The sequence below is a fragment of the Qipengyuania pelagi genome (genome assembly GCF_009827295.1).
Lineage (GTDB): Bacteria > Pseudomonadota > Alphaproteobacteria > Sphingomonadales > Sphingomonadaceae > Qipengyuania > Qipengyuania pelagi.
Genome location: NZ_WTYD01000002.1, coordinates 217,024 through 234,456, shown reverse-complemented (window position 1 = coordinate 234,456; position 17,433 = coordinate 217,024). Strand labels below are relative to the sequence as shown.

General features: G+C 64.6%; 13 protein-coding genes. 4 read left to right on the top strand and 9 right to left on the bottom strand.

Features of this window, described 5'->3' with window-relative positions; translation table 11 throughout:
• Window positions 1-25: 25 nt before the first annotated feature.
• Together GRI47_RS11895 and GRI47_RS11890 are read left to right on the top strand one after the other, a co-directional pair.
• Window positions 26-3,463 (top strand): efflux RND transporter permease subunit, encoded by a 3,438-nt coding sequence (locus tag GRI47_RS11895; RefSeq protein WP_160661597.1) that lies wholly within the window; start codon window positions 26-28, stop codon window positions 3,461-3,463.
• An 82-nt stretch (window positions 3,464-3,545) separates the two neighbouring features.
• Window positions 3,546-4,751: a DUF445 domain-containing protein gene (locus GRI47_RS11890; RefSeq protein WP_160661860.1), complete on the top strand. Its 1,206-nt coding sequence runs from the start codon at window positions 3,546-3,548 to the stop codon at window positions 4,749-4,751.
• A gap of 12 nt (window positions 4,752-4,763) precedes the next feature.
• Here GRI47_RS11890 and GRI47_RS11885 read toward each other — a convergent pair whose 3' ends face one another.
• From GRI47_RS11885 to sucC, 5 genes are all read right to left on the bottom strand, one after another.
• The gene (locus GRI47_RS11885) at window positions 4,764-5,687 is read right to left on the bottom strand and encodes a TonB family protein (RefSeq protein WP_160661596.1); all 924 of its coding nucleotides are present in this window, start codon (window positions 5,685-5,687) and stop codon (window positions 4,764-4,766) included.
• A gap of 14 nt (window positions 5,688-5,701) precedes the next feature.
• Window positions 5,702-6,640, bottom strand: coding sequence for an energy transducer TonB (locus GRI47_RS11880; protein ID WP_160661595.1), 939 nt, complete (start codon window positions 6,638-6,640; stop codon window positions 5,702-5,704).
• Window positions 6,641-6,783: 143 nt separating this feature from the next.
• On the bottom strand, window positions 6,784-7,713 hold the full coding sequence (locus GRI47_RS11875; RefSeq protein ID WP_160661594.1) for an electron transfer flavoprotein subunit alpha/FixB family protein: 930 nt from the start codon (window positions 7,711-7,713) through the stop codon (window positions 6,784-6,786).
• Between the two features lie 28 nt (window positions 7,714-7,741).
• A complete protein-coding gene (locus GRI47_RS11870; protein ID WP_160661593.1) occupies window positions 7,742-8,488 on the bottom strand; it encodes an electron transfer flavoprotein subunit beta/FixA family protein in 747 nt (248 codons plus the stop codon).
• 219 nt (window positions 8,489-8,707) lie between these two features.
• The gene (gene sucC / locus GRI47_RS11865) at window positions 8,708-9,907 is read right to left on the bottom strand and encodes an ADP-forming succinate--CoA ligase subunit beta (RefSeq protein ID WP_160661592.1); all 1,200 of its coding nucleotides are present in this window, start codon (window positions 9,905-9,907) and stop codon (window positions 8,708-8,710) included.
• A gap of 127 nt (window positions 9,908-10,034) precedes the next feature.
• On the opposite strand from sucC, the gene GRI47_RS11860 reads away from it, so the two are divergent.
• Window positions 10,035-10,826 carry a 3'(2'),5'-bisphosphate nucleotidase CysQ gene (locus tag GRI47_RS11860; protein ID WP_160661591.1) on the top strand — a complete coding sequence of 264 codons (792 nt, stop codon included), beginning with the start codon at window positions 10,035-10,037 and terminating at the stop codon, window positions 10,824-10,826.
• A gap of 84 nt (window positions 10,827-10,910) precedes the next feature.
• On the opposite strand, the gene GRI47_RS11855 is transcribed toward GRI47_RS11860, so the two are convergent.
• Entirely contained in the window at window positions 10,911-11,606 is a 696-nt protein-coding gene (locus GRI47_RS11855; protein WP_160661590.1) for a YiaD family glycine zipper/OmpA-like lipoprotein, read from the bottom strand.
• 191 nt (window positions 11,607-11,797) lie between these two features.
• Here GRI47_RS11855 and GRI47_RS11850 point away from each other — a divergent pair, with 191 nt between their 5' ends.
• Window positions 11,798-13,126, top strand: a complete 1,329-nt coding sequence (locus tag GRI47_RS11850) for a CNNM domain-containing protein (RefSeq protein ID WP_160661589.1) — start codon at window positions 11,798-11,800, stop codon at window positions 13,124-13,126.
• A gap of 139 nt (window positions 13,127-13,265) precedes the next feature.
• Here the strand turns inward: GRI47_RS11850 and GRI47_RS11845 are convergent, their stop codons facing one another.
• From GRI47_RS11845 to ileS, 3 genes are read right to left on the bottom strand one after another with little or no spacing between them, the layout of a single operon-like run.
• On the bottom strand, window positions 13,266-13,679 hold the full coding sequence (locus tag GRI47_RS11845) for a DUF3035 domain-containing protein (RefSeq protein WP_160661588.1): 414 nt from the start codon (window positions 13,677-13,679) through the stop codon (window positions 13,266-13,268).
• The gene (lspA, locus tag GRI47_RS11840) at window positions 13,676-14,236 is read right to left on the bottom strand and encodes a signal peptidase II (RefSeq protein ID WP_160661587.1); all 561 of its coding nucleotides are present in this window, start codon (window positions 14,234-14,236) and stop codon (window positions 13,676-13,678) included. Before lspA ends, GRI47_RS11845 begins: the two co-directional genes overlap by 4 nt.
• Window positions 14,233-17,208 carry an isoleucine--tRNA ligase gene (ileS, locus tag GRI47_RS11835; RefSeq protein ID WP_160661586.1) on the bottom strand — a complete coding sequence of 992 codons (2,976 nt, stop codon included), beginning with the start codon at window positions 17,206-17,208 and terminating at the stop codon, window positions 14,233-14,235. The genes lspA and ileS overlap by 4 nt, the downstream gene beginning before the upstream one ends.
• Window positions 17,209-17,433: the final 225 nt, after the last annotated feature.

The following is a 17,433-nucleotide window of genomic DNA, read 5'->3' as shown; positions in this document are numbered from 1 at the left end:
CGCACCAGCCCGAGCGAGAGACAGTATGAATTTTCGCAATATCTCCGCCTGGTCGATCCGCAATCCGGTGATCCCCCTTGTGGCGTTCACCGCGCTGCTCCTCGCGGGGATCCTCAGCTTTGCGCAAATGGATGTCGTCAACAATCCCGACGTCGAATTTCCGGCGGTGAGCGTCTCGATCTCGCAACCGGGCGCCGCCCCGACCGAGATCGAGAACCAGATCACCCAGCGGGTGGAATCGGCGATCCGCTCGATCAACGGGGTCAAATCGCTCAATTCCACGGCGAGCGAGGGCAATTCCAACACTTTCGTCGAGTTCGAGATCGGCACCGATCCGAACGACGCGGCGGTCGAGGTCGCGAATGCGATCGACACCATCCGGGGCAGCCTGCCCGACGGGATCCTCGAACCGCGCGTGCAGAAGCAGGAGATTTCCGGCGGCTTCCTGGCGATCTACGCCGTCGAGGCCGACGACATGACGATCGAACAGTTGAGCTGGTTCATCGACGACACGATCGCCAAGCGGCTGCTGTCAGTCGAGGGCATGGCCGAGGTCAACCGCTTTGCCGGGGTCGATCGCGAGATCGAGGTGATCCTCGATCTGCCGCGAATGCAGGCCTATGGAATCACGGCGAGCCAGATCAATCAGGTGCTGCGCCAGACCAATATCGACGCGGCGGGCGGCGCGACCGAGGTCGGCGGCACGCGCCAGTCGGTGCGCGTCCTCGGCAGCACCGAAACCGCCTATGAACTGAGCCAGCGCCAGATCCAGCTCGGCAACGGCACCTCGGTGCGGCTGGCCGATGTCGCCACCGTGCGCGACGGCTATTCGGAGCGGACCTCGATCAGCAAGGTGCGCGATCGCGAGGTCGTCAATTTCGGCATGAGCCGCGCCAAGGGTGCGTCCGACGTCACCGTCTTCGCCGCCGCCGAAGAGGAAATCGCGGCGATCGAGGCGGAAAATCCCGGCATCCACTTCATCCCCCTGTTCAACACGGTCGAATACACCGAGGAACAATATACCAGCTCAATGCGCGCGATGATCGAAGGCGCGATCCTGGCGGTCGTGGTGGTGTTCTTCTTCCTGCGCGACTGGCGGGCGACCGCGATTTCCGCCGTGGCGATCCCCCTTTCCGCGATCCCGACCTTCTGGTTCATGGATCTGCTGGGCTTCAATCTGAACACGCTGTCCCTTCTCGCGCTGGGCCTCGTCGCGGGCGTGCTGGTCGACGATGCGATCGTGGAGATCGAGAACATCGTGCGCCATATGCGCATGGGCAAAAGCGCCTATCAGGCCAGTATCGACGCGGCCGACGAGATCGGCCTGCCGGTGGTGGCGACCAGCTTCTGCATCGTCGCGGTGTTCCTTCCCGTTGGCCTGATGCCGGGCATTCCGGGCCAGTTCTTCAAGAATTTCGGCATCACCGTCGTCATCGCGGTGCTGATGTCGCTCGCCGTCGCGCGCATGATCACGCCGATGCTGGCGGCCTATTTCCTCAAGGCGCACGGCCATGCCGAGCATGGCGAGGGCCGCCTGATGGACCGCTATATGCGCGTGCTCCACTGGTCGCTCGACCATGACAAGGCCAAGCGGATGCGCGCTTCCTATGCCGATGTGGCGGCGCGCCCGTTCTATTATGCGCTGTCGATAATCGCGGCGCTGGCGGCGGCCTTCTTCGTCATCACGACCTTCTTCATGGCCGATGGCGGGGACATGGTCCTGAATTTCATGTTCGGGATGCTGTCGCTGCTGATCGCGGTGCCGCTGGCATTCTTTATCGGGCTGCTCGTCACCGCGTTGATCGGCGGAGCGCTGGGATCGCTCAGCAATAGCGGAACGGGGTTCCTCGCCTGGAGCAAGTTCATGCTGAAGCGCCTGTGGGCGCGGCTTTTCGACCATCGGGTGTGGATGCTGGGCGTCGGTTTCGCCGCTCTTATGCTGACCGGCCTGCTGTTCGCCATCACCCCCTCGCAATTCCAGCCGCTGACCGATAGCGACAACAGCCGGATCGAGATCGAGATGGTGCCCGGCACCACGCTGGAGACGACCGAGCGGGTGGCCGATCGGGTCGCTGCGCTGCTCTACGAACAGCCCGAGGTCGAGATCGCGCTGGAACGCGTGCGCGAAGGGCAGGCCACGATCTACGTCACGCTGAAGGAAGATCGCGACAAGAAATCGGTCGAGTTCGAACGCGACCTCGCGCCGACATTGGCGCAGATTCCCGATGCGCGCGTGCGCTTCGCGTCGCAATCGGGCGGCTTCGGCAGCGGGCGCGACATCACGGTAATGCTCGCCGGGTCCAATCCCGACCTGCTCGAGGAAACCGCGGCGACGCTGGTCGAACAGATGAAGGGGATCGATCTCCTCGTCGCGCCGCGCATCAATGCCGACATCAACCGGCCCGAACTGATCATCGAACCGCGTCCCGACCTCGCCGCCGAACTCGGCGTGACGACGGCGGCGATCAGCCAGACGATCCGCATCGCGACTTTGGGCGAGATCGAGCAGAACGCCGCGCGCTTCTCCCTGTCGGATCGCCAGATCCCGATCCGGGTCAAACTGCCCGAACAATCGCGCGAATCGCTGACCACGATCGAGAACCTGCCCGTCCAGACCCGCAATGGCGGCAGCGTGCCGCTGGCGCGCGTTGCCGATATCAGCTTCGGTTCGGGGCCGACGACGATCCAGCGCTACAACCAGAACCGCCGCGTTCTGGTCGGCGCCGATCTCGGCCAGGGCGTCATCAAGGGCGATGCGCAGAAGCTGATCGACCAATTGCCGATCCTTCAGAATCTTCCGCAGGGCGTGATCCGCGATGTCGTGGGCGAGGACCAGTGGCAGCAGGAAATGATCAGCAGCCTGATCGTCGCCATCGTGGCCGGGTTCTTCCTCGTCTTCGCGGTGCTGGTCCTGCTCTACAAGCGCGTGATGAGCCCGCTGGTCAACATGACCTCGCTCCTGCTCGCGCCGCTGGGAGGGATTCTCCTCGTCTGGATCACCGGCCAGCCCCAATCGATGCCGGTCTATATCGGGACGCTGCTCTTGCTCGGGATCGTGTCCAAGAACTCGATCCTCCTTATCGATTTCGCGATCGAGGCGATGGCGGATGGCCAGCGCAAGTTCGAAGCGATCATGGATGCGGGCCACAAGCGCGCCCAACCGATCGTGATGACCACCGTCGCCATGACGGCGGGCATGGTTCCGGTGTCGCTGTCGGGCTATATCGGCTCGGGCGACGGCGCCTCGCGTGCGCCGATGGGGACGATGGTGATCGGCGGGCTGATCATGTCGACCCTCCTCACGCTGCTGATCGTGCCCGCGGGCTTCAGCCTCGCCGACGGGATCGAACGGCGGCTCGGCCCGTGGCTGCGCAATCGCTTCCTGACCTATCGTCCCGGAGACGAAAGACGCGATGAAAGACGCGATGGCGGAACCGGACCGGAGACTGCTCCTGCCGAGTGATCTTCCCGGCGGGCGCATGAGCCCTTCCGGCCTGCGACGCGTGGTGCGCGACGAGGTGGTGACGCAGGATCGCGCGCGCCGGATGCGCTGGACCGCGACCGGGCTGCTTGTCCTGATGGCGGTGGTTTTCGTGCTGTCGGGCCGCTATCTCGACGCGCATCCGGCCTGGGGCTTCGTCCACGCTTTCGCCGAAGCGGCGATGGTGGGGGGGCTGGCCGACTGGTTCGCGGTGACTGCCCTGTTCCGCCATCCGCTCGGGCTGCCGATCCCGCACACCGCGATCATTCCCGAAAACAAGGACCGCATCGCCGACACCATGGCGGGCTTCCTGCGCGAGAACTTCCTCACCGCGCAGGTCGTCGCGCGCCGCATGGGGGTGATGAACCTTGCGGGCGCGGTGGGAAGCTACCTCTCCGATCCGGCGGCGACGCGCGATTCGCGCATTCGGGCAGGCGCGGGCGAGCTGGTCGTGGAAGTGCTCGAATCGCTCGATCCAGAGCGTCTGGGCACGCAGGTGCGCGCAGGGCTGGCCGCGCAGCTCGAAAAGCTCGAGATCGCGCCGCTGATCGGCGGAATGCTCGACGCGATGATCGCCGACGGTCGCCACAAGCCGCTGATCGACAAGATCATCCGCTGGGCGGGCCTCGTCCTCGAAGACAATGAGGAATTGGTGCGCGACATGGTCTCGAAGCGCGCCAATGCGGTGCTGCGCTTCACCGGCCTCGACGAGAGATTGGCGACATCGATGATCGACGGTCTCTACAAGCTGCTGGCCGAGGTGCTGGTCGATCCCCAGCATCCGCTTCGCAACAAGATCGAGGAGGGCTTGCAGGATCTCGCCCATGGCCTGCGCCACGATGCCGAAATGCAGGCGCGCGTGGAGCGGATGAAGACCGAGCTGATCCACAATCCGGCGGTCGGCGAATGGTGGCAGGGCGTGTGGGAGCGCGTGCGTGCGCGGCTGATCGACAGCATCCGCCAATCGGGCGAGACCGGCGGCTATATCGGCGAGACGCTGGCGGAACTTGGCGCGGCCCTACGCGACGATCCGCGGCTCCAGCAACAGATCAACCGCTTCGCGCGCCGCACGGCGGTGGGCGTGGCCACGCGCTATGGCGACCAGATCGTCCAGCTGGTGTCGGAAACCGTGCGCCGCTGGGACGCGCGCACTCTGACCGACCGGGTCGAAGGCGCGGTGGGCCGCGATCTCCAGTTCATCCGCATCAACGGCACGCTGGTCGGCGGGCTGGTGGGCGTGACGATCCACCTGGTGAGCGGATTGTTCTGAGCGCCCTTTAAGTCAGGATTGGCCGGGCCAGGTATAGTCCGGGCCGGCCCGCATCGTGTAGCGCAGCCGGGTGGTGTAAAACGAGGCCATGGGGCGCCCGGCCTCGTCCATCGCAGGCTCGAAGATCGCGCGCTTTTTCACGTCCGTGCAGGCCGCGTCTCCGAAGCTTTCGGCGACGGTCATATTCGTGACCACGCAATCCGTCACCGCACCGCTCGCATCCACCATGATGCGAAGGTGCAGATCGGCCTGTTCGCCATTGCGCAGCGCGCGTTGCGGATATTTGTCGATCAGAATGCGCTCTATCACGGGCGCGTTCGTCAGTCGGGGAGCGACCGCGCGTTCCGCCTGCCGCTCCATATCCACGCCCCACGAGGCAACGAGATCGTCCATGCACGCATTCATCGAGCGATAGAGCGGCGCAAGCTGACCCGTTTCGAGTGCGATCGTGCCGACTCTCGGCGCGTCGATCTCCAGCGAGGCGAGCCCGTCCACCCGATCGGGGTCGAGCCGGGGAAGGCCGCGTTCCCGCCCATTATCGTCGATGGCGGGTTGCGGGCGGTCGGTCCTGTCGGTCTCGACCTCGCCATCGCTGGCCAGCGCGTTCCCATGCCCATCCAAGGACATCCCGCGAACCGAGAGAGGCGTCCATTCCCCGGCCGAACCGTATCGCCACGACGCTTGCGAATTCTTCTGCAATTTCCTCAGCGGCTTGCCCGCGACGATCCAGCGCAGCTCGGCATCCGGCGCGTATTGTTCGAAGAACAGCACAGTCCGCTCGTCGCCTTCGCCGAAGAAGCGACCGATGCGACAGCGCTCCTTTTCGTATTCGAGCACCCATTTGCTCGACGGGGCGAGCGAAAGCGTATCCGCCGCCGCAAGGGGCGATGCCGAAAGGGGAGCGACGCAGAGCAGCGTCAGAATTAGAGTCCGCATGACGAGTTTCCCGCTCAGCCTGGCATGCGATAGAGGATGCGGGTGACGTAATAGGTGGGCACCGCCGTGCCCGCCGCATCGGTGGCCGGAGTGAATTGCGCGTTTTCACTGAAGATCGTGCAGGGATGGCGGCGCATATCGAAATCTTCCGCCAAGGTCTGGTTGATCAGGGCACAATTCTCGACGCTGCCATCGGCCCCTATCGAGAGGCGCAGATGGAAATCCGCCTGGGCGCCCTTCCGCAGGGCCTTTGACGGATAATTGCGGATGATCTGACTGACGACATCGTTCGGATTGAGGAAATCGGGTTGCCGCACGACCTCGCGCTGGCGAGCGACATCGAAGCCCCAATGTTCGACCAGATTGGCCATGCAGAGATTCATCGCTTCGAGCGGCTTTTTCATATCGCCGAGATTGAGGCGGACATCGTCGGCCTTGCTGCGGCCTATGTCGAGATAGGTGATCCCTTCCGCCCCATCGGCATCCAAATGCGGCAGTCCGCGCGGATCGGACTCGTCATAGGGTTGGTCCCATTCGTCACCGTCCTGCGCCTCTTCCGCTTCCTCGTGGGACACGATCGACGAAACCGAGCGGACCACCGTCCCGAAATCGCCGAAGGTCGACGGCAGGTAGTCGAACTCTTGCGCGTCGCCATCGGGGCCGAAGGCGAAGGACGCCGATCGCCGCGATCTGTATGTCTTGACCGCGTCGCCCGCCACCAGCCAGGAAACGCTCGCCGACGGATCCCACTGTTCGAAAAGAAGCAGGGTCTTGCGATCCTCCGTACCGAAGGTGCGCGCCAGGCGGCAGTTGTTTTCGCCGAGGTCCAATTGCCAAGGAGCCAGTGGTTCCAGCACCGTAGGTCCGTTATCAGCCTGCGTCGCGAAAGCGGGTGGAGGTGGCGCGGCGAGCGTCAGAAGCGCTGCGCCAGCGAGAACGGCTCGAATCGTCATCTTTCAACCCCCCGGTAATTCGAACGCAGACTGCCTTCCTACCAGCGTGTTTTGCAACGATTTTTCGAATCGGCCGTGGCGGACATACGAAAAAGGCCGCCGGATCGCTCCAGCGGCCTTTTCATTACGTGACGAAGAGAGCCTCAGAGCTTCTCGGTCAGTTCCGGCACGATCTTGTAGAGATCGCCGACCAGGCCGATATCCGCGACCTGGAAGATCGGGGCGTCCTCGTCCTTGTTGATGGCGATGATGGTCTTTGAATCCTTCATGCCGGCAAGATGCTGGATCGCGCCCGAGATGCCGATTGCGATATAGACTTCCGGGGCCACGATCTTGCCGGTCTGGCCAACCTGGTAATCGTTGGGGACATAGCCCGCATCGACCGCCGCGCGGCTGGCGCCGACGCCCGCGCCGAGCTTGTCGGCGAGCGGCATGATGTATTCCTCGAACGTTTCCGCATCCTTGAGGGCGCGGCCGCCCGAGACGATCACCTTGGCGCTGGTCAGTTCTGGACGTTCGCTCTCGGCGATTTCCTGGCTGACGAAGCTCGACAGACCCTCGCCGGTCGGGCCGGAAACCTCTTCAATCTCGGCAGAGCCGCCCTCGGCGTCGGCCTTGTCGAAGGCGGTGCCGCGCACGGTGATGACCAGCTTCTCGTCGCTCGATTCGACCGTGGCGATGGCGTTCCCGGCATAGATCGGTCGCGTGAAGGTTTTCTCGCCCTCGACCGAGAGGATGTCCGAGATCTGCATCACGTCGAGCAGCGCGGCGACGCGCGGGGCGACATTCTTGCCGGTCGTCGTGGCGGGCGCGACGAAGGCGTCATGGTGGCCCATCAAATCCACGATCAGCGGCGCGACATTCTCGGCCAGCGCGTGTTCGTAGGCCGCATCGTCGGCGAGGTGGACCTTGCCCACGCCCGCGACCTTCGCGGCCTGTTCCGCCACCGCGCGGCAATTCGCGCCGGCGACCAGCAGGTGGACGTCGCCCAATTTGCCCGCAGCGGTCACCGCGGCGAGCGTGGCGTCGGCCATAGTGGCGTTGTCGTGTTCGACCCAAACGAGGGTTTTCATAATCCTATTCCTTCTCGTTCAGCGTGGTTCAGGCGATGCCCATCGCCTTGATCTTGGCGACCAGCTCGTCGACATCCGCGACCTTTTCGCCCGCCTGGCGAACCGGCGGCTCGGAGACATTGGTGGTCTTGAGGCGCGGCGCGATATCGACGCCGTAATCGGACGGGCTCTTGGTATCGAGCGGCTTCTTCTTCGCCTTCATGATGTTGGGCAGCGAAGCGTAGCGCGGCTCGTTGAGGCGCAGATCGGTGGTGACGATCGCGGGGATCGACAGCTTGACGGTTTCGAGGCCGCCATCGACTTCGCGCTTCACGGTGACGCTGTCGCCTTCGACCTCGACCGTGTTGGCGAAGGTGCCCTGGGGGCGACCCATCAGCGCGGCGAGCATCTGGCCGGTCTGGTTCGAATCGTCGTCGATCGCCTGCTTGCCGAGCATTACGAGGCCGGGCTGTTCCTCTTCGGCGATGGCCTTGAGGATCTTGGCGACGGCGAGCGGTTCGACCTCGTCATCGGTCTCGACCAGGATGGCGCGGTCGGCACCCATGGCGAGCGCGGTGCGCAGCGTTTCCTGCGCCTTGGCCGGGCCGATGCTGACGGCCACGATCTCTTCCGCCTTGCCCGCTTCCTTGATGCGGATGGCTTCTTCGACCGCGATCTCGTCGAACGGGTTCATGCTCATCTTCACGTTGGCGAGGTCGACGCCCGACCCGTCCGCCTTCACGCGCGGCTTCACGTTGTAATCGATCACCCGCTTGACGGGGACGAGGATTTTCATGGGATTTCCTTCCTCTCGAACAATTTGTCGCTCTTCTAGCTCGCGTTTACGTAAACGTCAAGTCGCAGTCGCGCAGAAAAGCGCGCTCCCGCAAGATACGGACGGGATAGGCGCGGCGTTCCCGGCCTGGAAATCGCCGCTGGCTCGCGGATACGAAAAAGGCGGGCGCCCTGATGGGAAGCCCGCCTTGATTTCGTCGTCAGTCGAAGGTCGAAAGCCTTACGCCGCCTTCTTGACCTCGGCCACGATCTTCTTCGCGGCGTCACCCAGATCGTCGGCGCTAACGATGGGAAGGCCGCTGTTTTCGAGGATATCCTTGCCCTGCTGGACGTTGGTGCCTTCGAGGCGGACCACTAGCGGGACCGACAGGTTCACGTCCTTCGCCGCCTGGACGATGCCGTTGGCGATGACATCGCACTTCATGATCCCGCCGAAGATGTTGACGAGGATGCCCTCGACCGCCGGGTCCTTGAGGATGATCTTGAACGCCGCGGTCACCTTCTCGGTCGTCGCGCCGCCGCCGACATCGAGGAAGTTCGCCGGGAAGGCGCCGTTCAATTTGATGATGTCCATGGTCGCCATGGCGAGGCCGGCACCGTTGACCATGCAGCCGATATTGCCGTCCAGCTTGATATAGGCGAGGTCGTATTCGCTCGCCTCGACCTCGGCGGGGTCCTCCTCGGTCTCGTCGCGCATCTCCTCCACGTCCTTGTGGCGATAGAGCGCGTTGCCGTCGAAGCTCATCTTGGTGTCGAGCACCGAGAGATTACCCTGCTTGTCCTCGACCAGCGGATTGATCTCGAGCATTTCCATGTCGAGGTCCATGAAGGCGGTGTAGAGCTGCTTGGCGAGCTTTTGGGCCTGCTTGTTGCTGTCGCCTTCCAGCTTCAGCGCGAAGGCCACGGCGCGGCCATGGTGCGGCATGAAGCCCTGTGCCGGGTCGATCGTGATCGTCGTGATCTTTTCGGGCGTTTCGTGGGCGACATCCTCGATATCCATGCCGCCTTCGGTCGACACGATCATCGCGACCTTGCCGCTGGCGCGATCGACCAGCATCGAGAGATAATATTCATGCGCGATGTCGACACCGTCGGTCACATACAGGCGATTGACCTGCTTGCCTTCGTCGCCGGTCTGGATGGTGACGAGCGTGTTGCCGAGCATTTCCTTCGCGTTCGCTTCGACCTCGTCGACGCTCTTCGACAGGCGCACGCCGCCCTTCGCATCCGGGCCGAGTTCGGTGAACTTGCCCTTGCCGCGTCCGCCGGCATGGATCTGGGCCTTCACGACATAAAGCGGTCCGGGCAGGTTCTTCGCGCCTTCGACGGCTTCTTCCACGCTCATCGCGGCATAGCCGGTGGGCACGGCGATGCCGTATTTCGCGAGCAGTTCCTTGGCCTGGTATTCGTGAATGTTCATGTCGGCTACAGCGTCCTTGGCGCGAGAATGCGTGGGGGAGGAAATCGAAACAGGTTTGCCGCGCGCCTAAGCATGGATGGACGCGCTTGAAAAGTGGCCAATCCGGGTGCACCTGCCTGGGGCCCCCATGATTGACGCCCAACGCCTCGAATCGATCACTGCCGAAGCGGGCCGGATCGCCCACGCCCTGTGGCCGGGCGCGGGCCATGATCTCGATTCGTGGGAAAAGGAACCCGGCGCTCCCGTCTGCGAGGCGGATATCGCGGTCGACACCTTCCTGAAACGCGAACTGGGCCAATTGCTGCCGTCCGCCGGGTGGCTGTCCGAAGAGACCGGGGACGATCATGCGCGGCTCGACCGATCGCTGATCTGGCTGGTCGATCCGATCGACGGCACGCGCGATTTCATTCGCGGGCGTACGGGCTGGGCAGTTTCGGTCGCGCTGGTGAGCGCGGGACGGCCCTTGCTCGGCATTTTGAGCGCACCTGCACGGGACGAGACATGGATGGCGGTGGCGGGCAAGGGCGCCTGGCGCAATGGCGAGCCGCTCAGGGCCTCGACGCGCAAGCAATTGGCGGGTGCGCGCGTTCCCACCGATTCGCTGCCTCGGATTGATCGCGATCTGACCATGGTGGACAAGCCGAATTCGATCGCGCTCAGGATCGCGATGGTCGGGGCGGATGAGGCGGATCTCGTCGCGACGCTGCGCTGGGGCTTCGAATGGGATGTCGGCGCGGCGACCCTGATCGCCCGCGAGGCGGGTGCGGCGGTGAGCGATGCGTTCGGCCACACGCTCGACTTCAACAAGCGCGATCCGCGTGCCTTCGGCGTCGTCGCCTGCGCGCCCGCGATCCACACCGCCGCGATCGAGCGCCTTGCGGGCCGTGCGGCGAAGATTGGCGGCGACAGGGATCTTTAAGGCCTTTCCCGTCGCATAGTCGGCACCAAAAAAGGGCCGATCCGAAGACCGGCCCTTTCCAGTTTTCCGCAAGTGCGGGGGAACTTACATACCCTGCTGGCGCGCGGCGTTGACGTCCTGCGCGTCGAAGGGAATGATCTTGATTTCGACCCGGCGATTGAGCGGGTTCGCCACATTGTCGCCCGTCTGAACCTTCAGCTGCGTCTCGCCGAAGCCCATCCAGCGGATGCGCGAGGAGGCGACGCCCTGCGAGATCAGGTAATTGGCCACGGCCTGCGCGCGCTGGTCCGACAGGCGCTGGTTCGCTGCCGAGGAGCCGACCGTGTCGGTATAGCCATATACGTCGACCAGGCTGTTGGGATACTGGCGCAGGCTGCCCGCGACATTGTCCAAGAGGTCGCGGAAGGCGGGCGAGATCGTCGCGCTGCCGGTGGCGAAGGTCACGCCGTCGGGCAGGTTGACGAGGATCGCTTCGCCGCCATCGACCGAGGTGACGTCCACGCCGGTCCCGGCGGTGCCTTCGCGCAGTTCCTTGATCTGTTCGTCCATCCGGTAGCCGACATAGCCGCCTGCCGCCGCGCCACCGACCGCGCCGATGATGCGTCCGGTCTTGCCGCCGATCACGCCGCCGAGCAGCGCACCCGCGCCAGCGCCCAGCACGCCGCCCACGGCGGTGCGCGAAATCTTCTGTTCACCCGTATTGGGATCGGTGACGCAGCCCGACACGCCCAGCAGCGAGACGGACGCAAGAGCGGCGACGACGAATTTCGATCGTTTCATGGGTAAGTATCCTTCTTATATGCGGGCACCGAACGATCCGGCCACCCCCTCATCACGTGAATGCACGGACGCGCCCACCATCGCGTCTGACCCCACCAACCGACGACACGCGCGCTCGTTCCACGCCCATGCGATCGTTCTTCGATGCGGTTGGGCTGGCCTTCGGCCCCAAAAGTGCTAGCGCGGATCGCGTGACACCCTTTCCCTGGACCGACCTCGTCATCATCGCCGGGCTCATCGTGCTCAACGGTGTGTTCGCCATGTCCGAACTCGCCATCGTCTCCGCGCGCACGGGTACGTTGCAGACCCGCGCCCAGAAGGGCAACCGCGCCGCGCAGACCGCGCTCGAACTGGCGGCGGATCCGGGCAAGTTCCTCTCGACCGTCCAGATCGGGATCACCCTGATCGGCATTATCGCCGGTGCCTATTCCGGCGCCAGCCTGGGCGAGCCGGTGGGCGAGCGGCTGGCGGCGGCGGGCTTCCCGGCGAATTACGCGGACCAGGCGGGCTTCGCGCTCGTCATCGCGCTGACCACCTATGCCAGCCTGGTGATCGGGGAACTGGTGCCCAAGCAGGTCGCGCTGCGGGCCGCGGTGCCGATCTCGATCATCATGGCGCGCCCGATGAAGATCCTGTCGAAAGTGGCCGCGCCGCTGGTGTGGCTGCTCGATGCTTCGTCGGGCCTGCTGATTCGCCTGCTCGGCGTGCGCCCCGGCGGACAGAGCGCGGTGACGGCGGAGGAACTGCACATGCTGTTCGCCGAAGCGACCCGTACTGGGGTAATCGAGCACGAACAGCACCAGATGCTGCAGGGCGTGGTGCGGCTGGCCCAAAGGCCGGTGCGCGAGGTGATGACGCCGCGCAACCAGCTCGACTGGATCGACGCCGATGCCGATCTCGAAACCATCCGCGCCGACATCGCCGACAGTTCGCATTCGCTGATGCCGATCGCCGAGGGGTCTCCCGACAAGGTGATCGGCGTCGCCAAGGTGCGCGAGATCCTGGCGCTGATGGTGGCGGGCGAAACAATCGATTTGCGCGCCATCGCCCGCAAGGCCGAAGTCGTGCCCGACCAGCTGGACGCAGTCGATGCGCTGCGCGTGCTGCAACAGGCCGATGTCGCCATGGCGATGGTGCATGACGAATACGGCCATCTCGACGGGATCGTGACCCCGGTCGACGTTCTCACCGCGCTGGTCGGCGATTTCGCCAGCGATCAGGAGCATGGCGAGGCACCGGGCGTGATCGAGCGCGAGGACGGCTCGCTGCTGATCTCCGGCTCGCTCTCCGCCGATGCCCTGGGCGACCGGCTGGGCCTCGACTACGGCGACGACCGCGAATTCGCCACCGCTGCCGGGTTCGCCCTCGCCGTGCTCAAGAAGCTGCCCGAGGAAGGCGAGGTCTTCACCGAACAGGGCTGGCGCTTCGAGGTCATCGATATGGACGGGCGCCGGATAGACAAGTTGCTGGTTAGCGAGGACGCGCCGAGCGGAGCGGTAGAGGTTGGCGGGGACGGGTAGAGGTTTCTTGTGTTTCGAACCGGCCTCCGCCGGTTCGTCCTCGGTGCTGTTCCCTCCGCCCCGCAGGTGCCCCGTCGCAGAGCGACGGGATCAGCACCGAGGACGCTCGCGCGGAGGCGCGAGCGAAACACAATAAAGGTTATCCCGCCGGGATAACCGCACTAGCCCCGCGTCCGTCGCCTTCGGGGGCGGAGATGATGTCGCGGGTGATCGAGCCCTTGGCGACCGTGTTGGTGTCGGGATCGCCCACCGCGCTGCGGATGCCCGGAGCGGCGGCGCCGGCGCGATCGAGCGCGCTGGTTTCGACGCTGCTGCGCGGCGCGGGACCGCCGAACAGCGCTTCCAATGCCTGTTCCTGCGCGGTGCCTTCGGCGGGGCGCGGGGCACCCGCAGTCGGCGGCACGAGGTTGAAATCGGGCGGGACGACCAGCGGCGCCTGGCGCTGCACGGCGAATTCGTCGGGCCGGTCGCGTTCGAGGAAGCCGCCGCCGGCACAGGCGGTCAGCAGGGTGGCCGAGGCGCCCAGCAGGGCGAAGGTGAGGGTCTTGGTCATGGCTTGGTCTCCGCTGAGCGAGCGTGCGTATCGGAATGGGAAGCGGTCGCACTGTCGGCCATTATCTGACCGGCAGTGTCGCGCACGAAAAAGGCGCGGGCAAGGATAATCATCACGCCGATGGTGATCGCGGCATCGGCCACGTTAAAGATCAGGAAGGGGCGGAAATCGCCGAAATGGAGATCGGCATAGTCGATCACGTATCCGTAATCGTAGCGATCCTTGATGTTGCCGAGCGCCCCGCCGAGGACCAGCGCGAGGCCGAGAATGTCGCCGAACTTCTCCTCGCGGATCATCCAGACCGTCACGACCAGCGCGATCCCCGCCGTCACGGCCACCAGCGCCCAGCGCATTTCCGGGCTGGTCGCCTCGAACATACCGAGCGAAACGCCGAAATTCTGAGTCCAGCGGAGGTCGAAGAACGGTACCAGCTCGATCACCCCGCGCTCACGCAGCATCAGCGGGCCCTTGACCCAGTATTTGATCGCCTGATCGACGGCGAAGATGGCGAAGGCGATCAGGATGCCGATCGCCTGATTGCGGCGGGCCTGCGTCATGAGGATGCTCCTTCGGCATCAAGCTCGGCGACGACCGCCTCGCAGCGATCGCACAGCGCGCCGTCTTCGGCCACGCTCGGCAGCAGGCGCCAGCAGCGCCCGCACTTGTCCTCGGATGATCGGCTGGCAGTCACGTCGGTCACGGCGGCGCTATCGCTGCGGGTGACTGACGCGGTGATGAACGCTTCGGCGAGATCGGTGTCGGAAAAGCCTTCGGGCACGCGGTCTGCGGGAACGGTGACGTCGGCTTCGAGGCCGGAACGGACGATCTTTTCACGCCTTAACGGCTCGATCGCTTCCATCACATCCTCGCGCAACGCGCGCAGCGCCGCGAAGCGCTCGCTCAGATCGTCGTCACGCCAGTCGGGCAAGTCGCGCCAGGTTTCGAGATGGATCGAGCCGCTTTCGGGGAAACGCGTGCCCCAGACCTCTTCGGATGTGAACACCAGCACCGGCGCGGCATAGCGGACGAGGGCGTGGAACAGCGTGTCGAGCACGGTGCGATAGGCGCGTCGCTCGACCCCGTCCGGCGCATCGCAATAGAGCCGGTCCTTGCGGATGTCGAAATAGAAGGCCGACAGGTCCTCGTTGCAGAAATCGACGAGCGTGCGGACATAGCGGTCGAAATCGTAGCCCTTCGCCGCTGCGCGCAACGTGCCGTCGACCTCCTTCAGACGCGCCAGCACGTAGCGTTCGAGCTGCGGCATGTGTTCGGGCGCGACGGCCTCGCTCTCGTCGTAACCGGCAAGCGCGCCGAGCAGATAGCGGAAGGTGTTGCGCAGCCGCCGATATTGGTCGCCCACGCCTTTCAGGATCTCGTCGCCAATGCGGTGATCCTCGGTGTAATCGACCGACAGGGCCCAGAGGCGGATGATGTCCGCCCCGTATTGCTCCATCACCTTCAAGGGATCGATCGTGTTGCCGAGCGATTTCGACATCTTGCGCCCGTCGCTCGCCATGGTGAACCCATGGGTCAGCACGGCATCATAAGGCGCACGGCCGCGCGTGGCGCAGCTTTCGAGCAGGCTCGACTGGAACCAGCCGCGATGCTGGTCCGACCCTTCGAGATAGAGATCGGCGGGCCAGCGCTGGTCGGGCCAGCGGGTGCCGTCGAGCGTGAAGGCATGGGTGCAGCCCGAATCGAACCAGACGTCGAGAATGTCGGAGACCATCTCGTATTCGTCGGAATCGTGGTCGGGACCAAGGAACTCGTTCTTGCGCTCCTCGCGCCAGGCGTCGACGCCTTCCTCGGCGACCGCCGCGACGACGCGGGCGTTCACTGCCGGATCCTGGAGATACGAGCCGTCTGGCCGCACGAACAAAGTGATCGGCACGCCCCATGCGCGCTGGCGGCTGAGCACCCAGTCCGGGCGCCCTTCCACCATGGAGCGGATGCGGTTGCGCCCGCGCTCGGGGACGAAATGCGTGTCGCCGATGGCGTTCAGCGCGAGGCTGCGCAGCGTGTGCTGGCTGGTGTGCTCGTCAGCGGGGTCCATGGCGCCGCCTTCGCCTTCCCAGCGCTGCTCCTTGTCCACCTTGCGCGGTGCGACGCCTTCGAGCGGGCGGTCCATCGGCACGAACCATTGCGGCGTGCAGCGATAGATGACCTTCGCCTTGGACCGCCAGCTGTGGGGATAGGAGTGAGGGTAATTCTGGCTCGCGCTCAGCAGCGCGCCCGCGTCGCGAAGGTCCGAACAGATCGGCCCGTCCGGAGCGTTGAAGTTGGGATTGATGACCGCGCGGCGGCGTTCCTTGCCGTCCGCATCCAGATCGCCCGCACCCAGCCACGGCCAGTCATCGCGATAGCGCCCGTCATCCATGACCGCGAAGACGGGTTCGATGCCGACCGTCTTGCACAGGTCGAAATCATCCTCGCCATGATCGGGCGCCATGTGGACGAGGCCGGTGCCGCTATCGGTGGTAACGAAATCGCCGGGCAGCATGGGACGCAGCGTCTCATAGAAGCCGCCGAGCTTGTGCATCGGGTGGCGGACCTTGGTTCCGGCGAGGTCGGAGCCGTTACCGCGCCATATTTCCCGAATGTCGGCTTTAATGTCTTCTCCCGTTTGGCGAGCGATAAATTGTTCACGTAAACTTTCGGCAATCAGCAACCGGAAGTCCATCGATCCCTCGCCCGGACTCGCACTAATGCCGGGCGCGTAGAAGCTCGTTTTGAGAAGAACGTATTCAACCTCCGGTCCATAGGCCAAAGCCTGGTTCACCGGGATCGTCCACGGCGTCGTCGTCCAGATCACGGCGTGCGCGCCGACCAGTTCATCTACCGGCGATTCCACGATCTCGAACGCCACGTCGATCTGGGTCGAAGTGATGTCCTCGTATTCGACCTCCGCTTCGGCCAGCGCCGTTTTCTCGACCGGGCTCCACATCACCGGCTTCGCGCCGCGATAGAGGTTTCCGGCTTCGACGAACTTCATCAGCTCGGCAACGATGGTCGCTTCGCTTTCGAACTGCATCGTCAGATAGGGATGGGCGAAATCGGCCATCAGGCCGAGCCGTTCGAGCTGGCCCTTCTGCACCTCGACCCATTTCGCGGCATAGTCGCGGCATTCCTGGCGGAACTCGGCGCGCGGCACGTCGTCCTTGTCGCGCTTCTTCTTGCGGTATTGTTCCTCGACCTTCCATTCGATGGGCAGGCCGTGGCAGTCCCAGCCAGGCACGAAGGGCGCGTCCTTGCCCATCATGCCCTGCGTGCGCACCACCATGTCCTTGAGGATGCGGTTCAGCGCGTGGCCGATATGCATGTCGCCATTGGCGTAGGGCGGGCCGTCATGGAGGATGAACTTCTCCGCGCCCCGCCGCGTCTCGCGCAGCTTGTCGTAGAGGTTCTCGTCCTGCCAGCGCGCCAAAATGCCCGGCTCCTTCTGCGGGAGGCCGGCTTTCATGGGAAAATCGGTCTTCGGCAGGAAGACGGTGTCGCGGTAATCGCGCGTGCTGGGATCGGCTTCGGACATAGGGTTGCGCCGCTAACCCATAAGGGGCGTGTAGGAAAGGGTTTCGAAGCTTGGGCCGGTCGGCGCCGTGGGCGCTATCGGTTTCACGCGGAGAGCGCGGAGGGAAGAGAGACGCGGAGAAAGGGTTTGAGCCGCAGGCTCCGCCGATCATCGGAAGACGAAGCGCGGCTGCGCCGCGATTACGACACCCCTGCGTCTCCAATGTCCTTCACGCTCTCTGCGAGA